Origin of the sequence: Corynebacterium bovis DSM 20582 = CIP 54.80 (genome assembly GCF_030408615.1) — a bacterium.
GTDB lineage: Bacteria > Actinomycetota > Actinomycetes > Mycobacteriales > Mycobacteriaceae > Corynebacterium > Corynebacterium bovis.
In genome coordinates this window covers 1,383,932-1,408,982 of sequence record NZ_CP047187.1, presented here as the reverse complement: position 1 = coordinate 1,408,982, position 25,051 = coordinate 1,383,932, and the positions used below count along the sequence as shown (strand labels likewise).

At 72.2% G+C, this 25,051-nt stretch carries 21 protein-coding genes and 1 tRNA gene; 11 read left to right on the top strand and 11 right to left on the bottom strand.

The genetic code is table 11. From position 1 onward, the window contains the following. Positions 1–95: 95 nt before the first annotated feature. The gene (locus CBOVI_RS05640) at positions 96–1,388 is read left to right on the top strand and encodes a quinone-dependent dihydroorotate dehydrogenase (protein ID WP_010271014.1); all 1,293 of its coding nucleotides are present in this window, start codon (positions 96–98) and stop codon (positions 1,386–1,388) included. Between the two features lie 138 nt (positions 1,389–1,526). On the opposite strand, the gene CBOVI_RS05635 is transcribed toward CBOVI_RS05640, so the two are convergent. Further along, a complete protein-coding gene (locus CBOVI_RS05635; protein WP_010271027.1) occupies positions 1,527–2,093 on the bottom strand; it encodes a YbhB/YbcL family Raf kinase inhibitor-like protein in 567 nt (188 codons plus the stop codon). 234 nt (positions 2,094–2,327) lie between these two features. Between CBOVI_RS05635 and CBOVI_RS05630 the strand changes: the two genes are divergently transcribed. The 3 genes from CBOVI_RS05630 to CBOVI_RS05620 all read left to right on the top strand — a co-directional run bounded on the left by CBOVI_RS05630 (position 2,328) and on the right by CBOVI_RS05620 (position 4,140). Then, positions 2,328–2,413, top strand: a tRNA-Leu gene (locus tag CBOVI_RS05630). A 216-nt stretch (positions 2,414–2,629) separates the two neighbouring features. Further along, positions 2,630–3,427 (top strand): TVP38/TMEM64 family protein, encoded by a 798-nt coding sequence (locus CBOVI_RS05625; protein WP_010271029.1) that lies wholly within the window; start codon positions 2,630–2,632, stop codon positions 3,425–3,427. A gap of 98 nt (positions 3,428–3,525) precedes the next feature. Further along, positions 3,526–4,140 carry a hypothetical protein gene (locus tag CBOVI_RS05620; RefSeq protein ID WP_010271032.1) on the top strand — a complete coding sequence of 205 codons (615 nt, stop codon included), beginning with the start codon at positions 3,526–3,528 and terminating at the stop codon, positions 4,138–4,140. A 46-nt stretch (positions 4,141–4,186) separates the two neighbouring features. On the opposite strand, the gene CBOVI_RS05615 is transcribed toward CBOVI_RS05620, so the two are convergent. The 3 genes from CBOVI_RS05615 to CBOVI_RS05605 all read right to left on the bottom strand — a co-directional run bounded on the left by CBOVI_RS05615 (position 4,187) and on the right by CBOVI_RS05605 (position 6,911). Next, positions 4,187–5,449, bottom strand: a complete 1,263-nt coding sequence (locus tag CBOVI_RS05615; RefSeq protein ID WP_010271034.1) for an SPFH domain-containing protein — start codon at positions 5,447–5,449, stop codon at positions 4,187–4,189. A 3-nt stretch (positions 5,450–5,452) separates the two neighbouring features. Further along, complete coding sequence (locus CBOVI_RS05610) at positions 5,453–5,893, bottom strand: NfeD family protein (protein WP_010271036.1); 441 nt, start codon at positions 5,891–5,893, stop codon at positions 5,453–5,455. 175 nt (positions 5,894–6,068) lie between these two features. Further along, on the bottom strand, positions 6,069–6,911 hold the full coding sequence (locus CBOVI_RS05605) for a DUF3097 domain-containing protein (protein ID WP_010271039.1): 843 nt from the start codon (positions 6,909–6,911) through the stop codon (positions 6,069–6,071). Positions 6,912–6,936: 25 nt separating this feature from the next. On the opposite strand from CBOVI_RS05605, the gene CBOVI_RS05600 reads away from it, so the two are divergent. Further along, positions 6,937–7,797 (top strand): Rv1486c family protein, encoded by an 861-nt coding sequence (locus CBOVI_RS05600; RefSeq protein WP_029157939.1) that lies wholly within the window; start codon positions 6,937–6,939, stop codon positions 7,795–7,797. 90 nt (positions 7,798–7,887) lie between these two features. Here the strand turns inward: CBOVI_RS05600 and CBOVI_RS05595 are convergent, their stop codons facing one another. Together CBOVI_RS05595 and CBOVI_RS05590 are read right to left on the bottom strand one after the other, a co-directional pair. After that, a complete protein-coding gene (locus CBOVI_RS05595; RefSeq protein WP_010271044.1) occupies positions 7,888–10,026 on the bottom strand; it encodes a DIP1281 family NlpC/P60 protein in 2,139 nt (712 codons plus the stop codon). An 830-nt stretch (positions 10,027–10,856) separates the two neighbouring features. Further along, entirely contained in the window at positions 10,857–11,414 is a 558-nt protein-coding gene (locus tag CBOVI_RS05590; protein WP_010271046.1) for an Rv1476 family membrane protein, read from the bottom strand. A gap of 307 nt (positions 11,415–11,721) precedes the next feature. Here CBOVI_RS05590 and CBOVI_RS05585 point away from each other — a divergent pair, with 307 nt between their 5' ends. From CBOVI_RS05585 to CBOVI_RS05565, 5 genes are all read left to right on the top strand, one after another. Next, entirely contained in the window at positions 11,722–14,544 is a 2,823-nt protein-coding gene (locus CBOVI_RS05585; RefSeq protein ID WP_010271049.1) for an aconitate hydratase, read from the top strand. Between the two features lie 115 nt (positions 14,545–14,659). Next, positions 14,660–15,238 (top strand): TetR/AcrR family transcriptional regulator, encoded by a 579-nt coding sequence (locus tag CBOVI_RS05580; RefSeq protein WP_010271053.1) that lies wholly within the window; start codon positions 14,660–14,662, stop codon positions 15,236–15,238. A 108-nt stretch (positions 15,239–15,346) separates the two neighbouring features. Further along, the gene (locus CBOVI_RS05575) at positions 15,347–15,625 is read left to right on the top strand and encodes an ACT domain-containing protein (protein ID WP_010271056.1); all 279 of its coding nucleotides are present in this window, start codon (positions 15,347–15,349) and stop codon (positions 15,623–15,625) included. 5 nt (positions 15,626–15,630) lie between these two features. After that, positions 15,631–17,016 carry a PFL family protein gene (locus CBOVI_RS05570; protein WP_010271058.1) on the top strand — a complete coding sequence of 462 codons (1,386 nt, stop codon included), beginning with the start codon at positions 15,631–15,633 and terminating at the stop codon, positions 17,014–17,016. Positions 17,017–17,304: 288 nt separating this feature from the next. Beyond that, a complete protein-coding gene (locus tag CBOVI_RS05565; protein WP_010271061.1) occupies positions 17,305–18,081 on the top strand; it encodes a glutamine amidotransferase in 777 nt (258 codons plus the stop codon). Here the strand turns inward: CBOVI_RS05565 and CBOVI_RS05560 are convergent. Continuing rightward, a complete protein-coding gene (locus CBOVI_RS05560) occupies positions 18,054–19,682 on the bottom strand; it encodes an ABC-F family ATP-binding cassette domain-containing protein (protein ID WP_010271064.1) in 1,629 nt (542 codons plus the stop codon). The genes CBOVI_RS05565 and CBOVI_RS05560 overlap by 28 nt on opposite strands. A 590-nt stretch (positions 19,683–20,272) precedes the next feature. Between CBOVI_RS05560 and CBOVI_RS05555 the strand changes: the two genes are divergently transcribed. Beyond that, positions 20,273–21,676: a lycopene cyclase family protein gene (locus CBOVI_RS05555; RefSeq protein ID WP_183273624.1), complete on the top strand. Its 1,404-nt coding sequence runs from the start codon at positions 20,273–20,275 to the stop codon at positions 21,674–21,676. A gap of 57 nt (positions 21,677–21,733) precedes the next feature. Here the strand turns inward: CBOVI_RS05555 and CBOVI_RS05550 are convergent, their stop codons facing one another. The 4 genes from CBOVI_RS05550 to sufC form a co-directional block, all read right to left on the bottom strand. Next, positions 21,734–22,114: a metal-sulfur cluster assembly factor gene (locus tag CBOVI_RS05550; protein ID WP_043360529.1), complete on the bottom strand. Its 381-nt coding sequence runs from the start codon at positions 22,112–22,114 to the stop codon at positions 21,734–21,736. 164 nt (positions 22,115–22,278) lie between these two features. Then, on the bottom strand, positions 22,279–22,833 hold the full coding sequence (gene sufU / locus CBOVI_RS05545) for a Fe-S cluster assembly sulfur transfer protein SufU (RefSeq protein WP_010265019.1): 555 nt from the start codon (positions 22,831–22,833) through the stop codon (positions 22,279–22,281). Positions 22,834–22,860: 27 nt separating this feature from the next. Beyond that, positions 22,861–24,105: a cysteine desulfurase gene (locus tag CBOVI_RS05540; RefSeq protein WP_010265021.1), complete on the bottom strand. Its 1,245-nt coding sequence runs from the start codon at positions 24,103–24,105 to the stop codon at positions 22,861–22,863. Positions 24,106–24,162: 57 nt separating this feature from the next. Then, on the bottom strand, positions 24,163–24,921 hold the full coding sequence (gene sufC, locus CBOVI_RS05535; RefSeq protein WP_010265024.1) for a Fe-S cluster assembly ATPase SufC: 759 nt from the start codon (positions 24,919–24,921) through the stop codon (positions 24,163–24,165). Positions 24,922–25,051 lie beyond the last annotated feature (130 nt).

Below are 25,051 nucleotides of genomic sequence, written 5' to 3'. Positions count from 1 at the left end.
GGGAGCGCACCGGACGCGGCACCGACACAGACCACGTACTCGTTCACAGACCACGAACTCGTTGCACAGCACACGGAAGGGCACAGACCGAGACCATGGGACAGCGCGACACCACCTCCGCCCCGGCGGCAGGCACACCATCCGGGGCGGACACACCGCCCGACACCACGACGCAGAACGGCACCGACGCCGGAACCGACACCGGGACCGGCGCCGACTCCACCACCGAGACCGGGACCGACGCCGGGATCGACCCGCGGACGGACTCCCCGGCGTCGCGGAGCACGGTCCGTCGCGTCCGTGGCGTCGCCTACCGGGCGGCGCTCCGCGCCATGTTCAGGCTCCGCCCGGAGCGCATCCACCACCTCATGACGGGCGCGCTCGAGCGGCTGTCGGCGTCGCCCCAGGCCCTCGCCGCGCTCCGGTCGGTGTTCGCCGTGGACGACCCGGCGCTCGTCCAGACGGTCGCCGGGGTCCGGTTCCCGCGGCCGCTCGGGCTCGCCGCCGGGTTCGACAAGGACGCGCGGTGCGTCGACGTCTGGGGCGCGTTCGGCTTCGGCTACGCCGAGATCGGGACGATCACCTCGCTGCCGCAGCCGGGGAACCCGGTCCCCCGGCTGTTCCGGCTCCCGGAGGACGGGGCGCTGCTCAACCGCATGGGCTTCAACAACGACGGGGCCCGGTCCGCCGTCGACCGGCTGCTGCTCCGCCGGACGGCGGTGCCGGTGGGCGTGAACATCGGCAAGAGCAAGCTCACCGATCCGGCCGTCGCCGCGGCCGACTACCACCACTCGGCCCGGATCCTCGGCGAGTTCGCCGACTACCTCGTCATCAACGTGTCCTCCCCGAACACCCCGGGGCTGCGTGACCTCCAGGCCGTCGAGAGCCTGCGCGGGATCATCGACGCGGTGCGCGAGGTCAGTCCGCGCCCCCTGTTCGTGAAGATCGCGCCCGACCTCAGCGACGAGGACGTCGACGCGGTGACCGACCTCGCCGTGGAGCTCGGGGTCACCGGCATCGTCGCGACGAACACGACGGTCAGCCGCGAGGGACTGTCCGCGTCCCCCGGGGAGATCGCGGCGCTCGGCGCCGGCGGGATCTCCGGTCGGCCGGTCGCGGCGCGTGCCCTGGAGGTCCTGCGCAGGATCCACCGGCGGGCGGGGTCGTCCCTCGTGCTCGTCGGCGTCGGGGGCATCGAGACGCCCCGGCAGGCGTGGGAGCGCATCGGGGCGGGGGCGACGCTGCTCCAGGGGTACACCGGGCTGATCTACGGGGGTCCGGACTGGATCCGGGACATCCACCTGGGCATCGCCGACCAGGTGCGCCGGCACGGCCTCACCTCCGTCAGCGAGGCCGTCGGCCGGGAACTCCCCTGGATCGACGACTGACGGGTCCGTCGGCCGGGACTCCCCGGGGCCGACGACGAGCGGGCGGTCGGCCGGCACTCCCCGGGACCGACTGACGGGTCCGTCGGAGAAGAACGTCGCTGGACCGGCGACCGACCGCCCCCCGGGCGCCCGCGTCCGTCAGTTCTCCGTCCAGCCCCAGATCATGCCGCGGGCGGTCGCGGTGAAGTTCAGCGTGAAGCCGAGGATCGCGGGCCGGGCGCGGTCGCTCACGTCGAGCCGCTCCGGGACGGCGTGGACGGTGTAGATGTACCGGTGCGGCCCGTGGCCCTCCGGCGGGTTCGCGCCGTAGTAGCCCCGGCTGCCGTTGTCGCCCTTGAGGGCGACGGCCCCCTCGGGCAGGCCGACGAGGTCGTTGTCCCCCGCGCCGACGGGGAGCTCGGTGACGTCCGCCGGGATGTTGAACACGGCCCAGTGCCAGTAGCCCGACCCGGTCGGGGCGTCCGGGTCGTAGCACGTCACCGCGTACGACTCCGTGCCCTCCGGGCCGGCTTCCCAGCTGAGCTGCGGGGAGACCCCGTCCGGGCCGCACTGCTCCGCGGGGAGGCGGTCCCCGTCGGAGAACGAGGAGCTGGTGACGGTGAGGGGCGGCAGGTCCGTCAGCGGCGCGTACGGGTCGGCGCCGGGGAACCTGTCGTCGATGTAGGTGGGGTTGTGGTGTCGGTCGGTGCCACTGTGTCCGGTCATGGTTCCCCAGTATGCCTCGTCGCGTGAGGCGCTGCAGCCGGTCGGTCCTCCCCGTGGGCCGTCGTGTGGGCGGTTGGTGGCCTGCTCCTCCGCCCGTTCCCCGGCGCGCATCGTCCTATTCCCCGGACGGATTCGGAAATTGCGCTGTGACCTGCCGGTTTGTCACGTCGGCGGGGTCACGATACAGTATGCCCCAGCGCACACGGCCACGGACGGTGACCGCGTGCACACCCTGTCCGGGTGGCGGAATGGCAGACGCGCTAGCTTGAGGTGCTAGTGTCCTATTAACGGACGTGGGGGTTCAAGTCCCCCTCCGGACACAGAAGCGGACATGACCCGCCGGGATGTTTCCCGGCGGGTCTTTTCGCGTCCGGGGCCGCACGTCCCTCGTCCCCGGCGGACGGTTCTCGCCCCCGGGGCCGCATGCCCCTCCTCCCTGGCCGACGGTTCTCGCCCCCGGGGCCGCATGCCCCTCGTCCCGGCCCGCCCGGCCCGCCGTGCCGGCTCCCCGGGCCCCGGCCCCTAGACTGTCCCGCGTGACTGATCGTGACGACGGCACCGCCGGCACCGGCGGCTCCCCCGACCCCCGTGACCCGGTTCCCCGCCGGCGCACCGGGTGGACGCGTCGGCTCCGGTGGGCCGCGACGACGTGGGGCCGGGTGCCGACGCGGATGCGGATCCTCGGCCTCGTGGCCGTGATCGTGCTCGTGGTCGTCGTCGTCCTCGTCCCCGTCCCGGCGGTCGGGGACATCCGGGACACCGTCCGGCGCACCGGCGCCTGGGCCCCGGCGGTCTACCTCGTCGCGATGGTGCTGTTCACCCAGGTGCCGTTTCCCCGGACGGTGTGGACCGTCAGCGCGGGGGTCCTCTTCGGGCCCGTGCTCGGGTGCGCGGCGGCGCTGTCGGGCCTCCTGGCCTCGGCGACGGTCTCGCTGGTCATCGTGCGGTCCGCCGCCCGGTCGGTGGTGCGCCGGACCGGACGTGGTCGCGCACCCGGTCGTCTCGCCGTGCTCGCCGACATCCTCGAGGAACGCGGCTGGGTCGCCGTCCTCGGGCTGCGCATGGTCCCGGCCGTACCGTTCAGCCTCCTCAACTACGCCTGCGGGGTGAGCACCGTGCCCGCCCTTCCCTACCTCGCGGCGACCGTCGCCGGGTCGGCACCGGGGACCGTCGTGACCGTGCTGGCGACGGACGCCCTCGCGACGGACGGCGACCCCCGCATCCTCGGGGTGAGCGCCCTCCTCGCTGTCGTCGGGGTCGTCCTCACCGTCCGTGAGTCCCGGGTCATCCGGGCGCGGGCGCGGCAGCGGACCCGGCCGGGCGACGGGGCGTGACGCCGGTGTGACGCCGGTGTGATTCCGGCGCGGCACCGGGTGGCCACAGATACCGGTCCCGGTCAAGTCACCACCGTGGACGGCGTACAGTGGCTCCCATGTTCTCCATCCACGCCTCCTACCGCGGCCGCGCCCGTCGCCGGGCGGACTACGTCCGTGACGTCGCGGACGCGTTGGCGGCGACGGCCGCCGTGTCGGAGCGGGTCGACCGGGGGCCGGTGGATTTCGTCGTCCTCAGCCCTGAGGCGGAGGGGGCCACGACGGTCATCCTCAACCTCCTCCAGGCGGGGGATTTCGCCATCGGCGTCGGGGCGGTGACCGGGGACCCCGCGGACGTCGACGAGAGTCAGCTCGTCAGCGCGGCCGGGCGCGCGCTCGGTCGGTCGGGCCGGGCGGGGTCGGTGGCGGTCCGTATCGAGTCGCCCGGTCCGGGCGGCGTCCAGGCCGCCGGGGCGGCGGTCACCGTCGCGGCCGACATCGCGGCGGCCTTCACGCTCATCGCCCACGTTCTCTCCCGCCGGACCGCGGAGGGGAGGGAGGCGACGTCGCTCATGCGTCGCGGTTACCTCCAGAGTGAGGCGGCACAGGAGGTCGGCATCTCGAAGCAGGCGATGTCGCAGCGCCTCTCCGCCGCCGGGTGGCAGGCCGAGCAGGCCGGGTGGGAGCTCGCCGTCCACATGCTCGCGCGGGTCGGCGAGCTGCCGGCGAGCTGACGGGTCGCCGGGCGTCGGCGGTGGCGGCTCCGGTCCTTCCGGGACGTCAGCGGTCGGACGCCGCCCCGTCGTCGGTGGACTCCCCCGGCTCCCCCGTCGTGTCGGCACCGTCGGCACCGTCGGTTCCGGCCGTCGCGGCGCCGGTCCCGGTCACCGGGGACGCCGGTGCGGCGGACGCCGTCGCCCCCGGCCGGTGCAGGCCGACGGCGTCGTCGGCGTCGACGGGACGGTTCGCCACCGCGTTCGCCGCGGCGACGGCCTCGGCGATCTCCGGGGCGGACTCCGAACTGAACCAGTCCTCGGACGTCGTCTCGTTCGCGGCCTCGCGGACCTCGTCGCTGACGGGCTCCGGCTCGTAGCGGAAGACGCCGTCGTCGTCCTTGTTCGCCATCGCCCGGGCGAACTGCTCGAGGGAGTCGCCGAACTGCATCGGCAGCATCCACACCTTGTTCGCACTGCCCTGCGCCATCTCGGGGAGCTTCTCCAGGTACTGGTAGGCCAGCACCTCGGGGGTGACCTGGGCGGCCTTGATCGCGGCGTTGACCTTCTGGATCGCCTTCGCCTGGCCCTGCGCCTCGAGGTACGCGGCGGCGCGCTCACCCTCGGAGCGCAGGATCCGGGCCTGCCGGTCGGCCTCCGCGCGGAGGATCTGGGCGTGCTTCTCGCCCTCGGCGGCGAGGATCGCGGCCTGCTTCTCACCCTCGGCGGTCTTGATGTCCGCCTCGCGCTGGCCCTCGGCGGTGAGGATCATCGCCCGCTTCTCACGGTCGGCCTTCATCTGCTTCTCCATCGACTGCTGGATGGACGCCGGCGGGTCGATCGCCTTGAGCTCGACGCGGCTGATGCGCAGGCCCCACTTCGTCGTCGCGGCGTCGAGCTCGCCCCGGAGCCGGCGGTTGATGACCTCACGGGACGTCAGTGTCTCCTCGAGGGTCATGCCGCCGACGACGTCACGCAGCGTCGCCACGGAGATCTGCTCGACGCCCACGATGTAGTTGTTGACACCGTAGATCGCGCGCTCCGGCTCGTTGATCTGGAAGGTCACGACGATGTCGATCGCGACGGTGAGGTTGTCCTGCGTGATGACGGCCTGCGGGGGGAACGACACGACCTGTTCACGGGTGTCGATCTTGTCGCGCACCCGGTCGATGAACGGGATGAGGAACGTCAGCCCGCCGGAGACGGTGCGGGTGTACCGGCCGAGGCGTTCGATGACGGCGGCCTCACCCTGGGGGATGAGCGCGACGGCCTTCACGAGGAACGTGACGACCAGGACGACGATGACGGCGAGAGCGATGAGTCCCGGCATGAGTCAGGAGACTCCTTTCCACACCACGGCGGTGGTGCCTTCGATGGCGACGACCACGACGCGGTCGCCCGGGGCGTACGTGACGCCGGTCTCGACTGAGCGGGCGGACCAGAGCTCGCCGTCGACGGTGATGCGCCCGTCGTGCCCGTCGCCGTCGACGGGGGCGACGACCTCGGCCGGCCGCCCCTCGAGCTCCCGGCTGGTGAACCGGCGGTCCTCGGCGGCGACGGCCAGGTGCCGGCGCGCCACCGGGCGCACGAGGGTGAACAGGAGGAGCGCGGCGACGGCGAAGACGGCGACCTCGACGCCCACGGGGACCCCCGCGAGGGCGACCCCCGACGTCACGAGCGCGGCGCCAGCCAGCATGAGCAGTGAGAGGTCCATGACGGCGAGTTCCGCGATCGCGAGGACGACCGCGGCGATCAACCAGATGAGTGGGCCCATGGACACACCATAAGTGACGGCGCGGACAGGGGAACCGGAGTCACCCCCACGGAGCACCCGCACCCCCGACGTCACCCCCGCTCCCCCCGGTCCATCCCCGCCCCCGCCCCCAGGTCCCGCGCCTGCGCCCGGGCCCCGCCCTCCCCGGACCTGAACCCCGCCCCGGGCCCGGGGCTCAGTCCTCCGGCGGGACGGTGACGAAGTCCACGAGCCTCTCGACCGCGCCGATGAGCGTCGAGTCGAGGTCCCGGAAGGTCGTGACGGCGGACCGCACCCGGTGCCAGCCCTCCTTCGGGTCCCCCCACCCGAGCCGCGCGCACACCCCGGTCTTCCAGTCCTCACCCCGGGGGACGTCCGGCCAGGCGCGGATCCCCACGCTCGCGGGCTTCACCGCCGCCCAGATGTCGACGTACGGGTGCCCGGTGACCATGACGTGCGGCCCGAGGCCCGCGGCGAGCCGCGACTCCTTCGTCCCCTCGACGAGGTGGTCGGCGAGCACCCCCACGCGCCGGTCCGGGCCGGGCCGGAACTCCTCGAGCATCGCCGGCAGGTTGTCGAGGCCCTCGAGGTACTCCACCACGACCCCCTCGACGCGCAGGTCGTGGCCCCACACCTGTTCGACGATCGCGGCGTCGTGAATCCCCTCCACCCAGATCCGTGACGGGGCGGCGACCTTCGCCTCGAGGTTGGCCACCCGGCGGGACCCGGAGTTCGACCGCTCCGGGGCGCGCTTCTCGACGTGCCGGACGAGGGTGACCCGCTCCCCGTCGATCATGAACGCCCCGGGCCGCAGCTTGAACAGTCGCTCCCGGCCGTGCCGGTCCTCGAGCCGGACGAAGTCGCCGTCGTACGTGCGCTCGAACCCGGTCACCGCGCCGACCCAACCCCCGGCCCGTTCCTCGACCACGAGCCCCGGGGTCGCGGGAACCGTCGGCGGTTCAGGTTCGGCGGGCCGGCCGTGTCCGCGGCGGCCCCGGCCGGCGAGGACGTCGGGACCGTACATGTCGTTGAACCTCATGGGGCACCACTCTAGGCTAGGGCGAATGACCTCCCACGAACCGGTGCTCTCGCTGCGCGAACAGCTGTGGTCACCCGTCCAGAACACCGCCGTGTGGCTCGGCTGGTGGGTGCACGGCGCGTTGTCCGCGGACGAGCTCATCGACGCCTTCCACGAGGTGCAGGGGCCGGCCCACTCGGTGGTCGTCGACGGTCCGTCGGGCGACCCCTTCGACGGCGCCGTCGGGACTGGGCCGTCCGGCATCGCGGAGCTGCTCCGGGGGATCCGCCTGGTCACGGACGAGGCGCCCGTCGGGCACGAGGAACGCCCGCTCATCGGGCTCGCGCTCGCCGGTCCCGGTGACGTCCCGCCCCTCCCGGCGGGGACCCGTGGGGCGGCGGCGGTCACCCGGGCCGGGGCGGGGATCACGGTCGCCGACGCCGACCCGGACGTCGTGCACGTCGTCGTGCCCACGCTCGTCGACGGGTCGCTGGTGCAGTGGACGTGGTACCGGTGCGAGGGTCGGGTCCCGCCGTTGACGGTGTTCAGCCCCGGGGAGGCCGACGAACTGCTCCGCGAGGCGACCGTCCGGGCAGCCCACCTCGTGGAGGCCGGTGGGCCAGCCGGTGTCCCCGGTGCAGCGGGGTCGGTGGCGGGAGGGGACGTGCGCCTGAAGGTCGGTACCCTCACCGACTTCTTCTCCCTGCCGGGACTTCCGGTGGGTGTCCCGCACCGGGCCGCGCAGCTCATGGCTCGTGCCGACCGGGTCGCCGCCATCGTCGAGGTCGCCCGGGCGTCGGAGCTGGGCGCCGCCCGCGATCCGCAGCTGCTGCCCCTGAGCCGGGCGGTGCGGACCGCGCGCATGACCGCGGTGGACTACGCCGTCCGCGAGCTCCTGCGCGACTGACCCCCACCGGGGGCCGGTGGGGGTCAGCGGGGGTCGGCCGGGTCTCGGGCCGTGCCCGGGAGGCCGTGCCCGTCGGTCCGGTCAGTCGGTTCAGTCGATGACGCGGACGGCGTAGGGCTGGATGCCGCCCCACCGGACGTCGGAGATCCGGACCTGGGAGCCGGACTGCGGGGCCTCGAGCATCTTGCCGTCGCCGAGGTAGAGGGCGACGTGCTCGGACCCGCCCGCGCCCCAGAAGAGCATGTCCCCGCGCTCGGCCTGGGCCACCGGGATCTGCTCGCCGGCGGTGTACTGGTAACCGGAGTAGTGGTCGAGCTTCACGCCGGCCGCGGCGAAGGCGTACATCATGAGCCCGGAGCAGTCGAAGCCGACGTTCTGGTAGTCGCCGTACTGGTCGGCGACGCCGCCGTCGCGGATGCCGATCGTCGGGCCGTCGTAGTTGCCGCCGCCCCAGGAGTAGCGGACGCCCAGCTGGGACTTGCCGCGGGCGATGACGCGCTCGATGCGCTCCGAGCGGGTGCCCGAGGTGTCGCCCGTGGACGACGAGTGCTTGCCAGTCGACCCCGACCCCGTGGACCCCGACCCCGAGGAGGTGCCGGAGGACGTGCCCGAGCCGGTGGACGAGGTCGAGTCGTCGGAGTCGTCCTCGTCGTCACCGGACGTGCCGGACGTGCCGGAGGTCCCCGGCGTGCCCGTCCCCGAGGTCCCGGCCCCCGAGTCGTCGGAGGTGCCGGTGCCCCCGGTGCTGTCGGTCCCGGAGGTCGTGCCGGTGCTGTCGGTCCCGGAGGTCGTGCCCGACGTCGTGCCGTCCGAGGTCGTGTCGCTGTCGCTGTCGCTGTCCGTCGCGGTGCCGGTGGCGGCGCCGCCGGTCTCGTCGGCGGCGGTGATGGCGCGGTAGTGCTGGCTGGCCGTCTGCCGGCCGGCCTTGAGGGCGGCGTCGACGGCGTGGGTGCCGGGGGCCCCCTGGGCGGCGGTGGTCGCCGCGTCGGCCGTCGCGCGCAGGCCGTCGATCGCGGCCTGACGGAGGGCGTCGCCCTCGGGGGTGTCGGGGAAGCTGTCCGGGATCTCCGTCGTCGAGGTGCTGGCGGAGGTCGTCGCCGCCGCGGTGGTGGCCGCGGTCGTCGCCGGGGTGGTCGTCGCGGACGGCGTCGTGCTCGACGCCGCCGCCTCCGTGGACCCCGTCGCGGCGGACACGGCGGCCTTCTCCCCCGCGCCCACCGGTCCGAGCTTCTCGTCGATGTGGACGTCCGGCGTCGCGGTCGTCCCGTCGGCGCCCTGCTGCGGCTCAGCGTTCTCGGCCGCAGCCTTGTCCGTCGCCGCCTTGTCGGCCGCAGCCTTGTCCGTCGCCGCCTTGTCGGCCGCGGCCTTGTCCGCCGCTGCCTTGTCGGCGGCCGCCTTCTCCTCCGCCGCCTTGTCGGCAGCGTCCGCCGCGGCCTCTGCGGCCCGGCGCTTGTCGAAGGAACTCGCCGCGGCGCTCTGGCTGTCGACGGCGCGGCGCGCGGCCTCGAGCTTCGCCTTCGCCTCGTCCTGCTGCGCCCGCAGGCGCTGGTAGTCCTGCATCTTCTGCGCGACGGCCTGCGCCGAGTCCCGCAGGGTCTGCTCCGCGGCCTCGCGGGCCTGGCGGGCGTCCCGGAGGCGGGAGTCCGCCTCGTCACGGCTGCCGCGCAGCGCGGACTCCTCGTTCGCCGCCTGCGTCCGGGCCAGGTCGAGCCGGTCGACCTCGCTCTTCTGCTTCTCGGTGGCGAGGCGGATGTAGGAGGACCGGTCGAGGGTGTCCGCGACGGCGTCGCCGCCGGACGCGAGCGTGACCGGCTTGGCGTCGCCGCCGTTGACGTAGGCCGACCGGGCGATGTCGTTGAGCTTCGCCTGGGCCTTCTCGAGGTCGGTCTGCGACGAGTCGAGGTGGCCCCGGGCGCTGAGGACCTTGTCCTGGGCCTCCTGGGCCTCGGCCTGGCTGCGGTCGAAGTCGACGCGGGCCTTGTTCGCCGACTCGCGGAGGCCACCGAGCTCACCCTCCGCCCCGGCCACGTCCTTCTCGGCCGAGGACACCTGGGACACGAGATCGGCCAGGTACTTCTCGACGGAGACCGCGTCGTCGCCCGACGGGTCAGCCACGGCGGTGCCCGCGTGAACGGAGACGCCCGCGGTGACCGCGAAGGCCAGCAACGCTCGCGTGGAGCGGGCGATGGAGCCCCGGGCGCTGCCCCGGGCGTTCGTGCGAAGTGCCACTGTGTTTCTCCTCGGATGCCACCCGGTCTCGCGCGGTGGCCTCGTTGTGTCCTTGGTGGTGCCTGTCGGCCCAGCGGACGGTCCGTGATCCGGCAACGGCGATCCACCGCGTGCACCGCGGCCCGGCCGTCCGCACTTCCCCATGCGGACCGGCCCCGGGCCCGACGGTCGCCCTGGGGCGGATCGCCGAATATCGGGTACAGACCGTGGTCCACTGGAACCACGCTGTAATCAAGCTGTTATCAACGCTCGATAGGTGCACCGTAAAGCACTCCCTGCACCTTCCGAAACTGCAACCACACGCGAAACATGTTCCACATCCGGCCCGGTGGTCACGGAATGTGACTTGACCAGCTGCGTTCCCGAGATCGGCGTTACGTGTGATCTTGGTCACATTTAGTGACCGCCCGGAGTGTGAGCTTGCGACGTCGACCGTGGTCGTACTCAAAGTCTGAACCTTGACTTGAGTATGGACAGGTCTCGAACCTTGACTGCGGTGGCGTGCGGGACGGGCGGGGTGCGTGCGGTCGGCGTGACGGACGTGGCGACCGAGGCGCACGGGGTGGGTGGTGGCGCCGGGGCGGAGGGGGTGTCTGCGGCGGACACGGCGGACGTGGCGGCCGGGGCGCACGAGCTGCCCGTGCCTGCTGTGTGCGGGAAGGCACCGGAACCCGGACGTCAGACCGGACGCGACGGCCGGGACACACTGACGTGGCCGTCCCTGCTGTGCGCGGCTGTGCGCGGGGAGGTGTCGGCGACCGGGTCGTCACCCGGACGTCAGGCTGTAAGTCAGGATGGGAGACTTGACCGGGGTGGTATCCGGCCGGTCGTCACGCGGTGGCGGGACGGACCCGTGCGGTCGCCCGGCCCGTGAATGCGGTCGCCGCGGCCGCGACCGCTGCGGCCACGAGGGCACCGACGACGGTCAGGGCGGTGACCGTCCCGGTCGGCGTCGCGCTGTGGTCGGCGGCGACGAGGAAGTCGGTGGCGGCGGAGGGGGACGTCGTCCCCGCGAGCAGGTGCTCGTTCTTCTCGATCTGGGACCGCGTCAGTGCGGAGCTCACCGCGGCGGCGTTGCCGGGGGTCTGCACGACGACCGTCGTGGCCCCCGTGTCGTCCTTGACCGTCTGGGCGACGTCCCGGAGGTCCGGACCGGACGCGGAAGTGTCGTCGAGAACGACGACCTTCAGCGGGCCGACGCCGGACCTGTCGGCGGCGGTGACCGCGTCGTGCCAGGTCGCCGTGTCGACGCCCGCGTCCCCCCGGTCCGTGCCCTCGGTGCCGTGGGCCGGGTGACTGTCGGACCGGTCCCCCGGCAGCCCGTCGGAGACGTCACTGTCGGCGAGGTCGCTGAGGATGCGTCCCATGTCGATGTCGGCGGGGATCACCGGTCCACCTTTCTCCCCCGGGCGCGGCCGCCCGGGTCGGGGTCGTCCGACGGGCGCGGGGTCGCCCGTCTCTCGCGGTCATGTCTAGCACCGCCCCGGGGCCCGGCCGGCGGCGACACCCCGCCGCCCGCCGTTTTGCATAGCAATACGGACGTACTGTTAAAGTGGTGTCCGACGGAGAGGTCCGGGACCTGACACAATGTGCAGTGTGGCCCCGCCCGCTCTGGTCCTACCGACGTCCGCGACCAGATCCACGGTCGGACGGTGGCGACAACAACGACTACGAGAAGAGATTCAGGAGCTTACTGTGACTGAAAGCAAGAACTCCTTCGGCGCCAAGGGAACACTTGAGGTCGGCGACAGGACGTACGACATCTTCCGGCTCAGTGCCGTCCCCGGCATGGAGAAGCTGCCGTACTCCCTGAAGGTCCTCGGCGAGAACCTGCTCCGTAACGAGGACGGGCTGAACGTCTCCCCGGAGCACATCGAGGCCGTCGCCAACTGGGACCCGAAGGCGGACCCGAGCATCGAGATCCAGTTCACGCCGGCCCGCGTGATCATGCAGGACTTCACGGGCGTCGCCTGTGTCGTCGACCTGGCGACCATCCGTGACGCGGTGGTCTCCCTCGGCGGCGACGCCGACCAGGTCAACCCGCTCAACCCGGCGGAGATGGTCATCGACCACTCCGTCATCATCGAGGCCTTCGGTGACTCCGAGGCCCTCGAGAAGAACGTCGAGATCGAGTACGAGCGCAACGAGGAGCGCTACAAGTTCCTCCGCTGGGGCACCGGCGCGTTCTCGAACTTCCGCGTCGTCCCCCCGGGAACCGGCATCGTCCACCAGGTGAACATCGAGTACCTGGCCCGGTCCGTCTTCGACAAGGACGGCCTCGCCTACCCGGACACCTGCGTCGGCACCGACTCCCACACGACGATGGAGAACGGCCTCGGCATCCTCGGCTGGGGCGTCGGCGGCATCGAGGCCGAGGCCGCGATGCTCGGCCAGCCGATCTCCATGCTCATCCCCCGTGTCGTCGGCTTCAAGCTGCACGGTGAGATCCGGCCGGGCGTCACCGCGACGGACGTCGTCCTCACGGTGACCGACATGCTGCGCCAGCACGGCGTCGTCGGCAAGTTCGTCGAGTTCTACGGCCGCGGCGTCAGCGAGCTGCCGCTCGCCAACCGCGCGACCATCGGCAACATGTCCCCGGAGTTCGGCTCCACCGCCGCGATCTTCCCGATCGACCGCGAGACGATCAAGTACCTCGAGCTCACCGGCCGCGACCAGGAGACGCTCGACCGGGTCGAGGCCTACGCCAAGGAACAGGGCATGTGGCTCGACCCCGACGACGAGACCGAGGCCGAGTACTCCGAGTACCTCGAGCTCGACCTCTCCACGGTCGTGCCCTCCATCGCCGGTCCGAAGCGTCCGCAGGACCGCATCGAGCTCGTCGACGCGAAGGCCCAGTTCCGCAAGGACCTGTACAACTACATCGGCGACGACAACTCCACCCCGGAGCCGACCTTCGACTCCGAGGGCCCGTCCACCGACGTCACCTCCTCGCAGGAGGCCGACGGCGCCGAGGGCACCCCGTCCTCCGCCGCCGACGCCAAGGGCCGCATCCCCTCCGCGGCCGCGGGTGCCGAGGGGCGTCCGTCGAACCCGACGACCGTCACCTACGACGGCGAGGAGATGGTCCTCGATCACGGCATGGTCGCCATCGCCTCCATCACCTCGTGCACGAACACGTCGAACCCGTCCGTCATGGTCGGCGCCGGCCTGCTCGCGCGCAAGGCCGCCGAGAAGGGCCTGCGGTCCAAGCCGTGGGTCAAGACCTCCATGGCCCCCGGCTCGCAGGTCGTCACCGGCTACTTCGAGAAGGCCGACCTGTGGAAGGACCTCGAGGCCATGGGGTTCTACCTCGTGGGCTACGGCTGCACGACGTGCATCGGCAACTCCGGCCCGCTGCCCCAGGAGGTCTCCGAGGGCATCAACGAGGCCGACCTCGCCGCCACGGCCGTCCTCTCCGGAAACCGCAACTTCGAGGGCCGGATCAACCCGGACGTGAAGATGAACTACCTCGCGTCCCCGATCCTCGTCATCGCCTACGCCATCGCCGGCACGATGGACTTCGACTTCGAGACGCAGCCGCTGGGCCAGGACCAGGACGGCAACGACGTCTTCCTCCGGGACATCTGGCCGTCCACCCAGGAGATCGAGGAGGTCATCGCCTCCTCGATCACCAAGGAGCTCTACACCGACGACTACTCCAACGTCTTCAAGGGTGACGAGCGCTGGCGCAACCTCGAGGTCCCGACCGGCAAGACCTTCGACTGGGACCCGAAGTCGACCTACATCCGCAAGGCCCCGTACTTCGACGGCATGAAGGCGGAGCCGGACCCGGTCTCCGACGTCTCCGGCGCGCGCGTCCTCGCGCTCCTCGGCGACTCGGTCACGACGGACCACATCTCCCCCGCGTCGACGATCAAGCCCGGCACGCCCGCCGCGCAGTACCTCGACGCCAACGGTGTGTCCCGCAAGGACTACAACTCGCTCGGTGCCCGTCGCGGTAACCACGAGGTCATGGTCCGCGGGACGTTCGCGAACATCCGGCTGCAGAACCAGCTGCTCGACGGCGTCTCCGGCGGCTACACCCGCGACTTCACCCAGGAGGGTGGCCCGCAGGCGTTCATCTACGACGCCGCGATGAACTACGCGGAGCAGAACACCCCGCTCGTCGTCCTCGGCGGCAAGGAGTACGGCACCGGCTCGTCCCGTGACTGGGCGGCCAAGGGCACGCTCCTGCTCGGTGTGAAGGCGGTCATCGCCGAGTCCTTCGAGCGCATCCACCGCTCGAACCTCATCGGCATGGGCGTCATCCCGCTGCAGTTCCCGGAGGGCGAGTCCTGGGGCTCCCTCGGTATCGAGGGCACGGAGACGTTCGACATCGCCGGGATCGAGGAGCTGAACTCCGGCTCCACCCCGTCGACCGTCCACGTCACCGCGACGAAGGAGAACGGCGAGAAGATCGAGTTCGACGCCGTGACCCGGATCGACACCCCCGGTGAGGCGGAGTACTACCGCAACGGCGGCATCCTCCAGTACGTGCTGCGCAACATGATGAAGTAGCACTCCCGCACAGTCGGGCAGGACACGGGGCGGCAGTGCCCCCGCCGGTGGGTCTCCCCCGCGGCGGGGCCTGCCGCCTCCGTGTCCGGCACGGCTCCGACAGAAGGGACGCCACATGCCCAAGGTCAGCGACAGCGACCTGGCGGCGAAGCGGGACGACATTCTTCAGGGAGCCAGGGCGTGCTTCATCACGTACGGGTACGACGGCGCGACCGTCGCGCGGCTCGAGGAGTCCACGGGCAAGTCGCGGGGTGCGATCTTCCACCACTTCGGTGACAAGGAGAACCTGTTCCTCGCGCTCGCCCGGGAGGACGCCTCCCGGATGGCCGAGACGGTCGCCGCGGACGGTCTCGTCGAGGTGATGCGGGACATGCTCGTCTCACCGGAGGCCTACGGCTGGTTCGCGACCCGGCTGGAGATCTCGCGGCTGTTGCGCACCGACCCGGGGTTCGCCTCCCGGTGGCGGGAGCACCAGGCGGTTCTCGACGAGGCCGTCGAGGAGCGGCTCCAGTCCAACGCGGACGCGGGGCTGCTCCGGGACGACGTCCCGGTGCCCGTGCTGCACTCCTACCTCGAGCTCGTCATGGAGGGCTTCGTCTCGCGCCTCGCGGCCGGCGGCTCGACGGAGGGTCTCCGTCAGGTCCTCGACCTTGTCGAGGACAGTGTCCGCCGAGGTGGGTCCGCCGCGTCGTGACCGGCGACGGGGGCCCCGGCCCCGCTCCGCACCGCCGTCCCGGTGACCGTCCCCCGCGTGGGGACGTCGTCGCCGGGGCGGCGGTGACGCACTTGTAGCATGGGCACCATGATTGCCATCATGACCGTCACGGGGCGCGACCACACCGGGATCATCGCCGCCGTGGCCACCGCCCTCGCGGACCTCGGGGTCAACATCCGCAACGTCAGCCAGACCATCATGGACGACTGGTTCACCATGATCCTCCACGTCGAGTTCGACGACGACGGTCCCGGGGGTGAACGCCTCACGGTCATCCAGGACCGGATGACCGAGGTGGAGGCCGAGCAGAAGCTCGTCATCCGCATCCAGTCCCAGGCGCTGTTCGACGCCATGCACTCGGTGTAGGGGGGATGACCGTGACGCAGTCCCGGCCCGTCGGCACGACCGCCGCGAACGACATCCTCGAGACGATCGACATGATCGAGAAGTACCGGCTCGACATCCGCACGGTGACGATGGGGATCAACCTCCTGCCGTGCATCCGCGCCGACGTCGCGGACACGGCCCGTGCCGTCCACGACACCGTCACCCGCCGGGCCGCGCGGCTCGTCGAGGTGTGCGAGGGCATCGAGCGTGAGCTCGGCGTCCCCATCGTCAACAAGCGCATCTCGGTGACACCCGTGTCGCTGCTCGTCGGGGCGTCCGGCGGGGACCCGGTGGTCCTCGCGCGGGCGCTCGACCGGGCGGCGAAGGACGTCGGGGTGAACTTCATCGGGGGGTACTCGGCCCTCGTCGAGAAGGGGGTGTCCGACGCCGACGCCCGCCTCATCGCCTCGATCCCCGAGGCCCTGTCGACGACGGACGTCGTGTGCTCCTCGGTGAACATCGGTTCGTCGCGGGCGGGGATCAACATGGACGCCGTCGCGGAGATGGGGCGCACCGTCCTCGCGTGCGCGGAGGCGACGGCGGACCGCGCCGCCATCGCGTGCGCGAAGCTCGTCGTCTTCGCCAACGCGGTCGGTGACAACCCGTTCATGGCCGGGGCGTTCCACGGCGTCGAGGAGCCGGACTGCGTCGTCAGCGTCGGCGTGTCCGGGCCGGGTGTCGTCGACCACGCCATCGGGTCCCTCGCGGGGGCGAGCCTCACGGAGGTCGCGGAGGAGATCAAGCGCGCCGCGTTCAAGATCACCCGGACCGGGCAGCTCGTCGGGACGTTGGCCGCGCGGCGGCTCGGGGTGCCGTTCGGGATCGTCGACCTCTCCCTCGCGCCGACGGCGGAGCTCGGAGACTCGGTCGCGCACATCCTGGAGCACATGGGGCTCGGCCAGGTCGGCACGCACGGGACGACGGCCGCGCTCGCGCTGCTCAACGACGCGGTGAAGAAGGGCGGGATGATGGCGTGCTCGCGGGTGGGCGGCCTGTCCGGCTCGTTCATCCCGGTGTCCGAGGACAAGGGGATGATCGACGCCGTGCGCAGCGGTTCGATCACGCTGGACAAGCTCGAGGCCATGACCGCGATCTGCTCCGTGGGGCTCGACATGGTCGCCGTGCCCGGCGACACCACCGCCTCGGCCGTCGCGGGGATGATCGCGGACGAGGCCGCGATCGGTGTCATGAACCACAAGACGACCGCCGTGCGGGTCATCCCGGTCCCCGGGGCCTTCCCCGGTGACGAGGTGAACTTCGGCGGGTTGCTGGGGTACGCACCGGTCATCCCGGTGAACACGGTCCCGAACGACGTCTTCATCGCGCGGGGCGGTGTCATCCCGGCACCGGTCCACGGCTTCCGGAACTGACCGGGTCGCCCGCCGGCGGGCAGGGGTCGCCGCCGGGCGGGGAGCCGCCGGAGGGGTGGGGGCACCGGATGGGCGTGCCGGGGAGGTCGCCGTCACAGACAGAGCTGTCTGCTACGATGGGCGGAACCCGTGGCGGTGCCGGTGCCCCGGCGCAGCACGGCGTCGTCCCCTCCCTTCCGGACCGGACCGCCACGGACCCACCCAGGGATCCGCGTGCCGGGACGCGCGCGGTCCACGCGGAGGGCCAGCCCTCCGCACCCCCGATGGTCCCCAGGAGGCCGGTCCACCGTGAGCTTCATCCTGCTCTCCCCCCGCTCCGGCGCCGAGGTCGCCGGTGCCGAGTACCTCGACGTGCTCCGCGCCACCGGCCTGCAGCCCGACGAACTCGAGCAGCGGGTCCTGGACAGCCCGGACAGCACTCCCGGCCCCCTCGACGGGGCCGACGGCGTCATCGTCGGCGGCTCCCCCTTCACGGTCACCGCGCCGCTCGACGACACCTGGCAGCCGCTCGTCAGCCGGCGGCTCGTCGACCTCGTCACGACGGCGCCGGTCCCGGTCTTCCTCGCCTGTTACGGTGCCTCGTTGCTCGCCGACTCCCTCGGGGGCGACGTCGTGCGCACCCACCCCGAACAGGCCGGCCTCTCCACCGTCCACCTCACCGACGCCGCGCGGGAGGACCCGGTGTGCGCCGGCCTGCCGTCGACGTTCGGTGCTCTCACCGGTCACACGGAGAACGTCGGCCGGGTCCCCGACGGCGCGGTCGTCCTCGCCACCGGCCCGACGTGCCCGATCCAGCTGTACCGCTGGGGTGACCGCGTGTGGACCAGCCAGTTCCACCCCGAGATGGACGGCGCGGGGATGGTCCGGCGCATGGCCTTCTACCCCGACCACGGGTACTTCGACGCCGGCGCCGGGGACGAGATCGCCGCCGCGCTCCGGCCCGTCGTCGCCGCCGAGGCCGGGCAGCTGCTGCGGAACTTCGTCACCCACTGCCGGGAGCTCGCCGCGGGGCGCGGTGCCCGGGGCGGTCACGTGGCTCAGGCCAGCTCGACGATCTCCATGTAGGCGTCCGACCACAGGTCCTCGGTCCCGTCCGGCAGGACAATGACCCGCTCCGGCTCCAGCGCCTTCACCGCGCCCGGGTCGTGGGTGACGAGCACGACGGCCCCGGTGTACGTCCGCAGGGCGTCGAGCACCTGCTCGCGGGACTGCGGGTCGAGGTTGTTCGTCGGCTCGTCGAGCAAAAGCACGTTCGCGCGGCTCGAGACGAGTGTCGCGAGGGCGAGGCGGGTCTTCTCACCGCCGGAGAGCGTGCCCGCGGGCTGGTCGACCTGCTCCCCCGAGAACATGAACGCGCCGAGGAGACCCCGGAGATCCTGCTCCCCGGCGTCCGGGCACGCCTCGACGGCGTTGGTCCACACGCTCTTGTCCGGGTCGATCGTGTCGTGCTCCTGGGCGAAGTACCCGATCTTCAGCCCGTGGCCGCTGACGACGCCGCCCTCACCGTCGGTGCGCTCGACCCCGGCGAGGAGCTTGAGCAGCGTCGTCTTCCCGGCGCCGTTGAAGCCGAGGACGACGACGCGGCTGCCCTTGTCCACGGCGAGGTCGACGCCCGCGAAGACCTCGAGCGAGCCGTACATCTTCGTCAGGCCGCGGGCGTTCATCGGTGTCTTCCCGCACGGGGCGGGTTCCGGGAACGTGATCGACGCGACGCGGTCGTCCTGGCGGACCTCGTCGAGCGAGCCGATCATCCGCTCGGCGCGGGCGACCATCTGCTTCGCGGCGGCGGCCTTCGTGGCCTTCGCGCCGATCTTCGCCGCCTGCTGCCGTAGCGCACCGGCCTTCTTCTCCGCGTTCGCGCGTTCGCGACGACGCCGGGCCTCGTCGGTCGCGCGGGCGTCGAGGTACTTCTTCCAGCCCATGTTGTAGACGTCCGCCTCGCCGCGGACGGCGTCGAGGAACCAGACCTTGTTGACGACGGCCTCGAGGAGTTCGACGTCGTGGGAGATCATGATGAGACCGCCCTCGTGACGGCGGAGGAAGTCCCGCAGCCACGTGATCGAGTCCGCGTCGAGGTGGTTCGTCGGCTCGTCGAGGAGCAGGGTCGTCGCCGACCTGCCCGACCCGCTCGTCGCGGCGAAGAGGATCTGCGCGAGCTCCACGCGGCGGCGCTGACCGCCGGAGAGGGTCTTGAGCTGCTGGTCGAGGATCCGCTGCGGGAGCCCGAGGCCGTCGCAGATGCGGGCGGCCTCGGCGTCCGCCTCGTAGCCGCCGAGGGCCGCGTAGCGCTCCTCGAGCCGGCTGTACTTGCCGATCGCCGCGTCCCGCTCGGTGTCGGTGCCGGTCTCCATGATCTCCTGCTGGCGCTCCATGCTCTGGCGGAGCTGGTCCAGCCCCCGGGCCGAGAGCACCCGGTCCCGGGCCGTCTGGTCGATGTCCCCCTCCTTGGAGTCCTGCGGGAGGTAGCCGATCTCGCCGGAGCGGGTCACAGACCCGCCGTAGGGCTCCCCCTCCCCGGCGAGGATCCGCATCGTCGTCGTCTTGCCCGCGCCGTTGCGGCCGACGAGACCGATGCGGTCGCCCGGCTGGACCCGGAGCAGCTGGCCAGGGGCGTCGAGCAGGGTACGGGCGCCGACGCGCACTTCAAGATCCTGGGTGACAATCACAACGGTCCAGCCTAACAGTGGTGCTCGTGGAGCGGACGGCCGGCACTGCCGGGCGGTAGTCTCGGCGACACCGGGCCGGGGACCTCCCCATCCCCCTCACACAGGGAGATCCCCGGCCAGTGGACGCGGGATGCCCCGTGTCCACCTCGGACGCCAGTGCCACCCCCTTCCTCCCCGGACGACCCCCTTGTCGCCCCGGCGGAGCCGGCGTGACACCGGCGTGCCCCGTCGTACCGCTGTGTGAGAAGCGGTCGTCGCTACGGGGCTGCACGTAGTCTATCGTGTTGGCCCGCGAAAGTTAGCACCGGAATCGCAAACGGAAGTGGGTCTGACTGCCTCCGGAGCAGCCGGGTGTGAGGGAGAAGAGCGTACACGTGTTCGGCGGTCCCCGCGGTCGTCCCAGGACAGCGGTCGGGCGGTTCCGCCGGGTTTGACGGTGCGAGCACGGCGAGAAGAGGTGGACAGTGGTGACAAAAAATTTTTGGAGCCGGGGCTGCAGAGTTTGTTTTTGCACGCTGCAGCGTGCATGGAGGGGTACCGGACGGGGGAGGTTGAGGACGTCTGCGGGCACTGTCGAGGCCCCGTCGACGGTGTCCCGACCGTTCTCGGTCGCGGTCCTCGGTGCCGGCCCGGCGGGGGCCGCGGTCGCCCGCCGGGCCCGCGAGCGCGGGTGGACGGTCCACCTCCACGACCCGCGGCTCCCGCGGCAGGTGGACGCCTCCCCGCAGTCCCCGCAGCCCCCGGTGTCCGCGGAGTCCCCGGTGTCCGCGGAGTCCCCGGGCGGCACGCTCCCCCGCTGGCCCGCGACCTACGGCGTCCTCGTTGACGAATGCCCGGCCTGGCTCGACGGGGACCCCGTGTGGCCCGATGAGCGCCCCACCCGCCTCGACGAGCGCCCCACCCGCCTCGACGAACGGCCCGCCCGGCCCGGCCGCGGGCAGGAGGCCGCACCTCCCACCGCGACCGCCCCGGCCCACCCGCGCGTCCGCACGCCGGACGGGTCGATCCGCCTTCCGCACCGGTACGCCATGGTCGACGCAGCCAGCCTGCGGGCCCGCCTCGCCCCGGGCCCGGGGGCCGTCCTCCACCGCGACGCCCCGACGGGGACCGCGGCCACGCCGGCGGCCCTGGGGGTCGACGCCGTCATCGACTGCACCGGCGCCCCGGACGTCACCGGCGGTGTCCGGCAGGTGGCGGTCGGCGTGCACGTCAGCGCGGCCGAGGCCCGGGAGCTGGGCCACGACGGCCCGGTCTTCATGGACTGGACCCCGGCGCCGGGCGTGACCGGTGGGGACGTTCCGAGCTTCCTCTACGTCCAACCGCTCGACGGGGGCCGGACCGTGCTGTTCGAGGAGACGGTGCTCGCCACCCGGGCGTCGGCGCGGGAGCTCGTCCCGGTCCTGCGCCGCCGGCTCCGCGCCCGCCTCGACCTGGCGTCCACCGGCCCGGAGCCCGCGGCCCGACGCTGGGAGGTCGTCGACATCCCCATGGGGACACGGCGTCGTCCCTGGTACCGGACCCGGGACGGGGTCTGGGCCCTCGGGGCCGCGGGAGGGATGGTCCACCCGGCGACCGGGTACTCGCTCGCGGCGGGGTTCGCCGCGGCGGACACGGTTCTCGACGCCGTGCCACGCGGTCGACTCCCCCGCCGTCTCCGCCTGTCGGCGGCGCTCGCGTGGTGGCTGCGCCGGCTCGGCGGCGAGCTGCTCACGCGCGCCGACGGCGACGTCACGGCCGACTTCTTCGCGGCGTTCTTCCGGCTGTCCGCCCGCCGGCAGTGGGCCTACCTCACGGGGCACGACGGCGTGGCTGTCGCGGGGGCGATGTGGGCGCTGCGTCGGGCGACTGGCCTCGGCCACCCGTTCCTCCGCCCGGTGTGGCGTCGGCCCTGGAGCGTCGTCGGCTCCCTGCTGCGTGACGGCGTGGACCCCGGCGCCCCCGCCGGGAGCGGGCGGGGACGCCGGGGTCGGGACGCCGTGTCCGGCGGACGGTGACGGGGTCGGACGGAGGGGCCCGGTCCGGCGGACGGTGACGGTGTCAGGCCACCGGGGTCACACGGAGAAGCCGAGGAAGCGGAGCTGTTCGCGACCGGCCTCGTTGATCATGTGCGGGCCCCACGCGGGGCTCCAGACCCAGTTCAGCCGGACCTCGGTGATCTCGTTCTCGAGGACGGAGCTGATCTCGTAGTCCACCTGGTCCTCGAGCATCTCGGTGAGGGGGCAGGCCGGGGAGGTCAGCGTCATGTTGACGACGGCCACGGTCTCGTCCTCCACCCAGATGTCGTAGACGAGGCCGAGGTCGACGACGTTGATGCCGAGCTCCGGGTCGATGACCTCGCCGAGGCACTCCTCGATCCTGCCGATGAGGAGCAGCTCCTCCTCCGTGGGCTCGCGCGGCGGGCGCGGCACGTCGGACAGCGGGTTCGGGTCCATCTGCGGCGCGGAGGGGTTCGCCGGGGCGGACGGGTCGGCCGTGGTGGCGGCGTCGGCGGTCACGGGGGCGTCGTCCGCAGCCGTCTCAGCCGCGGTGGCGGCGTCGGACGCTGTCGTGGTTCCGGGGGTCGTCCCGGACGTGGTGTCGGTCATGGTGTGGTCACTCACCCTTCGGTCGTGGTGCCGCGGGGCCCGGAGGCCCCGCCGGCGGTGTCGGCGTCGGAATCGGAGTCGGACGACAGGTCCCCCGACGGGGTCGTGTCGGTGGTCGCGGCGGGCCGGGCCCCCGCATCGTAGGCGGCGGCCTCGAAGGCCTTCCATCCGAGCAGGGCGCACTTCACCCGGGCCGGGTACTTGGACACCCCGGCGAAGGCGACGCCGTCGCCGATGACGTCGGCGTCACCCTCGACGGACCCGCGTGAGGTCACCATCCGTTCGAACTCGTGGAGCTTGCCGAACGCGTCGTCGACGGTCGCCCCGACGAGCTCCTCGGCCATGACGGACGTCGAGGCCTGGCTGATCGAGCACCCGACGGCGTCGTAGGAGACGTCCTCGACGGTCCGCCCGTCCTCGCTGAGGTGCACGCGGAGGGTGAGCTCGTCGCCGCACGAGGTGTTGACGTGGTGCACCTCCGCCTCGAAGGGCTCCCGGAGCCCGGCGTGCTGCGGGTGCTTGTAGTGGTCCAGGATCACCTCCTGGTACATCTGTTCAAGCTTCATGCTCGTGTCTCCTCTCCGACTCCCCTGTCACACGGTCCCGAAGAACCGCTGGGCCTCACGGATGGCCGCGACGAGCGCGTCGACCTCCGAGCGGTCGTTGTAGATGTAGAAGCTGGCGCGGGCGGTCGCCTGGACGCCCATGCACGTGTGCAACGGCCACGCGCAGTGGTGGCCGACGCGGATCGACACGCCGCGCTCGTCGAGAACCTGACCGAGGTCGTGGGGGTGGATCCCGTCGACGACGAAGGACACCGCCGCCCCCCGGTCGACCGGCTCGGTCGGCCCCACGATGCGCAGCCCGTCGACCGTCGCCAGCTGCTCGAGGGCGTAGGCGGTGAGGTCGTCCTCGTGCGCGCGGACGGCGTCCATGCCGAGGTCGCGGAGGTAACGGACCGCCGCCCCCAGCCCGACGACCTGCGAGGTCATCTGCGTCCCCGCCTCGAAGCGCTGCGGCGGGGTGGTGAACGTCGTCCGCTCCATCGTGACCTTCTCGATCATCGAGCCACCGGTGAGGAACGGGGGGAGCCGGCGGAGCAGGTCCTTCTTCCCGTACAACACGCCGACGCCGTTCGGGCCGAGCATCTTGTGCCCGGAGAACGCCGCGACGTCGACGTCGAGGGCCCGGAAGTCCACCGGCATGTGCGGGACGGACTGGCACGCGTCGAGGACGAACAGGGCACCGACGGCCCGGGCACGGCGGACCGCCTCGGGCACGTCGAGCACCGCCCCGGTCACGTTCGACTGGTGGCTGAGGGCGACGACCTTCGTCCGGTCGCTGAGCTCGAGGCTGTTGAGGTCGATGCGGCCGTCGGGGGTCAGGGAGTACCAGCGCAGGGTCGCGCCCGTGCGGGCCGCGAGCTCCTGCCACGGGACGAGGTTCGCGTGGTGCTCGAGCTCGGAGACGACGATCTCGTCCCCCTCGCCGACGGTCAGGTCGCCGCTGCGGGGGTCACCGAGGATGAAGGCGATCTCGTTGAGCGCCTCGGTCGCGTTCTTCGTGAAGGCGATCTCGTCGACGGACGCGCCGACGAAGCCCGCGATGTCCGCGCGGGCCTCCTCGTAGGCGTCGGTGGCCTCCTCGGCGAGCGCGTACGCGCCCCGGTGCACGGGGGCGTTGTGGCGCGTGAGGAAGTCGCGTTCGGCGTCGAGGACCCGCAGCGGGCGCTGCGACGTCGCACCGGAGTCCAGGTACACCAGGGGTGTCCCGTCACGGACGGTGCGCCCGAGGATCGGGAAGTCCTCCCGGATCGCCTGCGTGTCCAGTTCAGTCATGATGCAGTCGCTTCCTTCGTCTCTGTGGCCCCCGTGACACCGGCCACCTCGTACCCGCTACTTCGTGAACTTCTCGTACCCGTGCGCCTCGAGCTCGGCGGCGAGCTCGGGGCCGCCGGACTGGACGACCCGTCCGCCGGCGAAGACGTGGACGAAGTCCGGCTTCACGTAGTTGAGGATCCGCTGGTAGTGCGTGATCATGATGACCCCGCCGTTCTCCCGCTCGCGGTAGCGGTTGATGCCCTCGGAGACGATGCGCAGCGCATCGACGTCGAGGCCGGAGTCCGTCTCGTCGAGGACGGCGAACTTCGGCTTGAGCAGCCCGAGCTGGAGGATCTCGTGGCGCTTCTTCTCACCGCCGGAGAAGCCCTCGTTCACGGAGCGCTCGGAGAAGGACGGGTCGATGTCCAGCTCCTGCATCGCGGCCCGGGCCTCCTTGACCCAGTCGCGGATCTTCGGGGCCTCGCCCCGCACCGCGGTCGCCGCGGAGCGGAGGAAGTTCGCCATGGACACGCCCGGGACCTCGACCGGGTACTGCATGGCGAGGAAGAGACCGGCCCGGGCGCGCTCGTCGACGTCCATGTCGAGGAGGTTCTCGCCGTCGAGCAGGACCTCCCCCTCCGTGATCTCGTACCGGGGGTGGCCGGCGATGGCGTAGGACAGGGTGGACTTGCCGGAGCCGTTCGGCCCCATGATGGCGTGGGTCTCACCGGAGTTCACGGTGAGGTTCACACCGTGGAGGATCGGCTTCGGGTCGTCGTTCTCGTCGGCGGGGACGACCTGGGCGTGGACGTTCTTGATCTCGAGGGTGCTCATGTGCGCTTCCTGGCTTCCGCAGCGGCTCGGCTGCTGGTGGACTACGGGGTGGTCAACGGTGTGGGGCGGTCCGTCGGGCCGGCGGACCGGTGGGGCCCCGGGCGGCCGTTCGGCCCGGCCGGGGTCCGGG

What these genes read in the sequence shown, in the direction of transcription:
- CBOVI_RS05640 (WP_010271014.1), top strand. Translation starts at nt 96, where the DNA reads ATGGGACAGCGCGACACCACCTCCGCCCCGGCGGCAGGCACACCATCC.
- CBOVI_RS05635 (WP_010271027.1), bottom strand. Translation starts at nt 2,093, where the DNA reads ATGACCGGACACAGTGGCACCGACCGACACCACAACCCCACCTACATC.
- CBOVI_RS05620 (WP_010271032.1), top strand. Translation starts at nt 3,526, where the DNA reads ATGTTCTCCATCCACGCCTCCTACCGCGGCCGCGCCCGTCGCCGGGCG.
- CBOVI_RS05615 (WP_010271034.1), bottom strand. Translation starts at nt 5,449, where the DNA reads ATGCCGGGACTCATCGCTCTCGCCGTCATCGTCGTCCTGGTCGTCACG.
- CBOVI_RS05610 (WP_010271036.1), bottom strand. Translation starts at nt 5,893, where the DNA reads ATGGGCCCACTCATCTGGTTGATCGCCGCGGTCGTCCTCGCGATCGCG.
- CBOVI_RS05605 (WP_010271039.1), bottom strand. Translation starts at nt 6,911, where the DNA reads ATGAGGTTCAACGACATGTACGGTCCCGACGTCCTCGCCGGCCGGGGC.
- CBOVI_RS05600 (WP_029157939.1), top strand. Translation starts at nt 6,937, where the DNA reads ATGACCTCCCACGAACCGGTGCTCTCGCTGCGCGAACAGCTGTGGTCA.
- CBOVI_RS05580 (WP_010271053.1), top strand. Translation starts at nt 14,660, where the DNA reads ATGCCCAAGGTCAGCGACAGCGACCTGGCGGCGAAGCGGGACGACATT.
- CBOVI_RS05575 (WP_010271056.1), top strand. Translation starts at nt 15,347, where the DNA reads ATGATTGCCATCATGACCGTCACGGGGCGCGACCACACCGGGATCATC.
- CBOVI_RS05570 (WP_010271058.1), top strand. Translation starts at nt 15,631, where the DNA reads ATGACCGTGACGCAGTCCCGGCCCGTCGGCACGACCGCCGCGAACGAC.
- CBOVI_RS05550 (WP_043360529.1), bottom strand. Translation starts at nt 22,114, where the DNA reads ATGGACCCGAACCCGCTGTCCGACGTGCCGCGCCCGCCGCGCGAGCCC.
- sufU (WP_010265019.1), bottom strand. Translation starts at nt 22,833, where the DNA reads ATGAAGCTTGAACAGATGTACCAGGAGGTGATCCTGGACCACTACAAG.
- CBOVI_RS05540 (WP_010265021.1), bottom strand. Translation starts at nt 24,105, where the DNA reads ATGACTGAACTGGACACGCAGGCGATCCGGGAGGACTTCCCGATCCTC.
- sufC (WP_010265024.1), bottom strand. Translation starts at nt 24,921, where the DNA reads ATGAGCACCCTCGAGATCAAGAACGTCCACGCCCAGGTCGTCCCCGCC.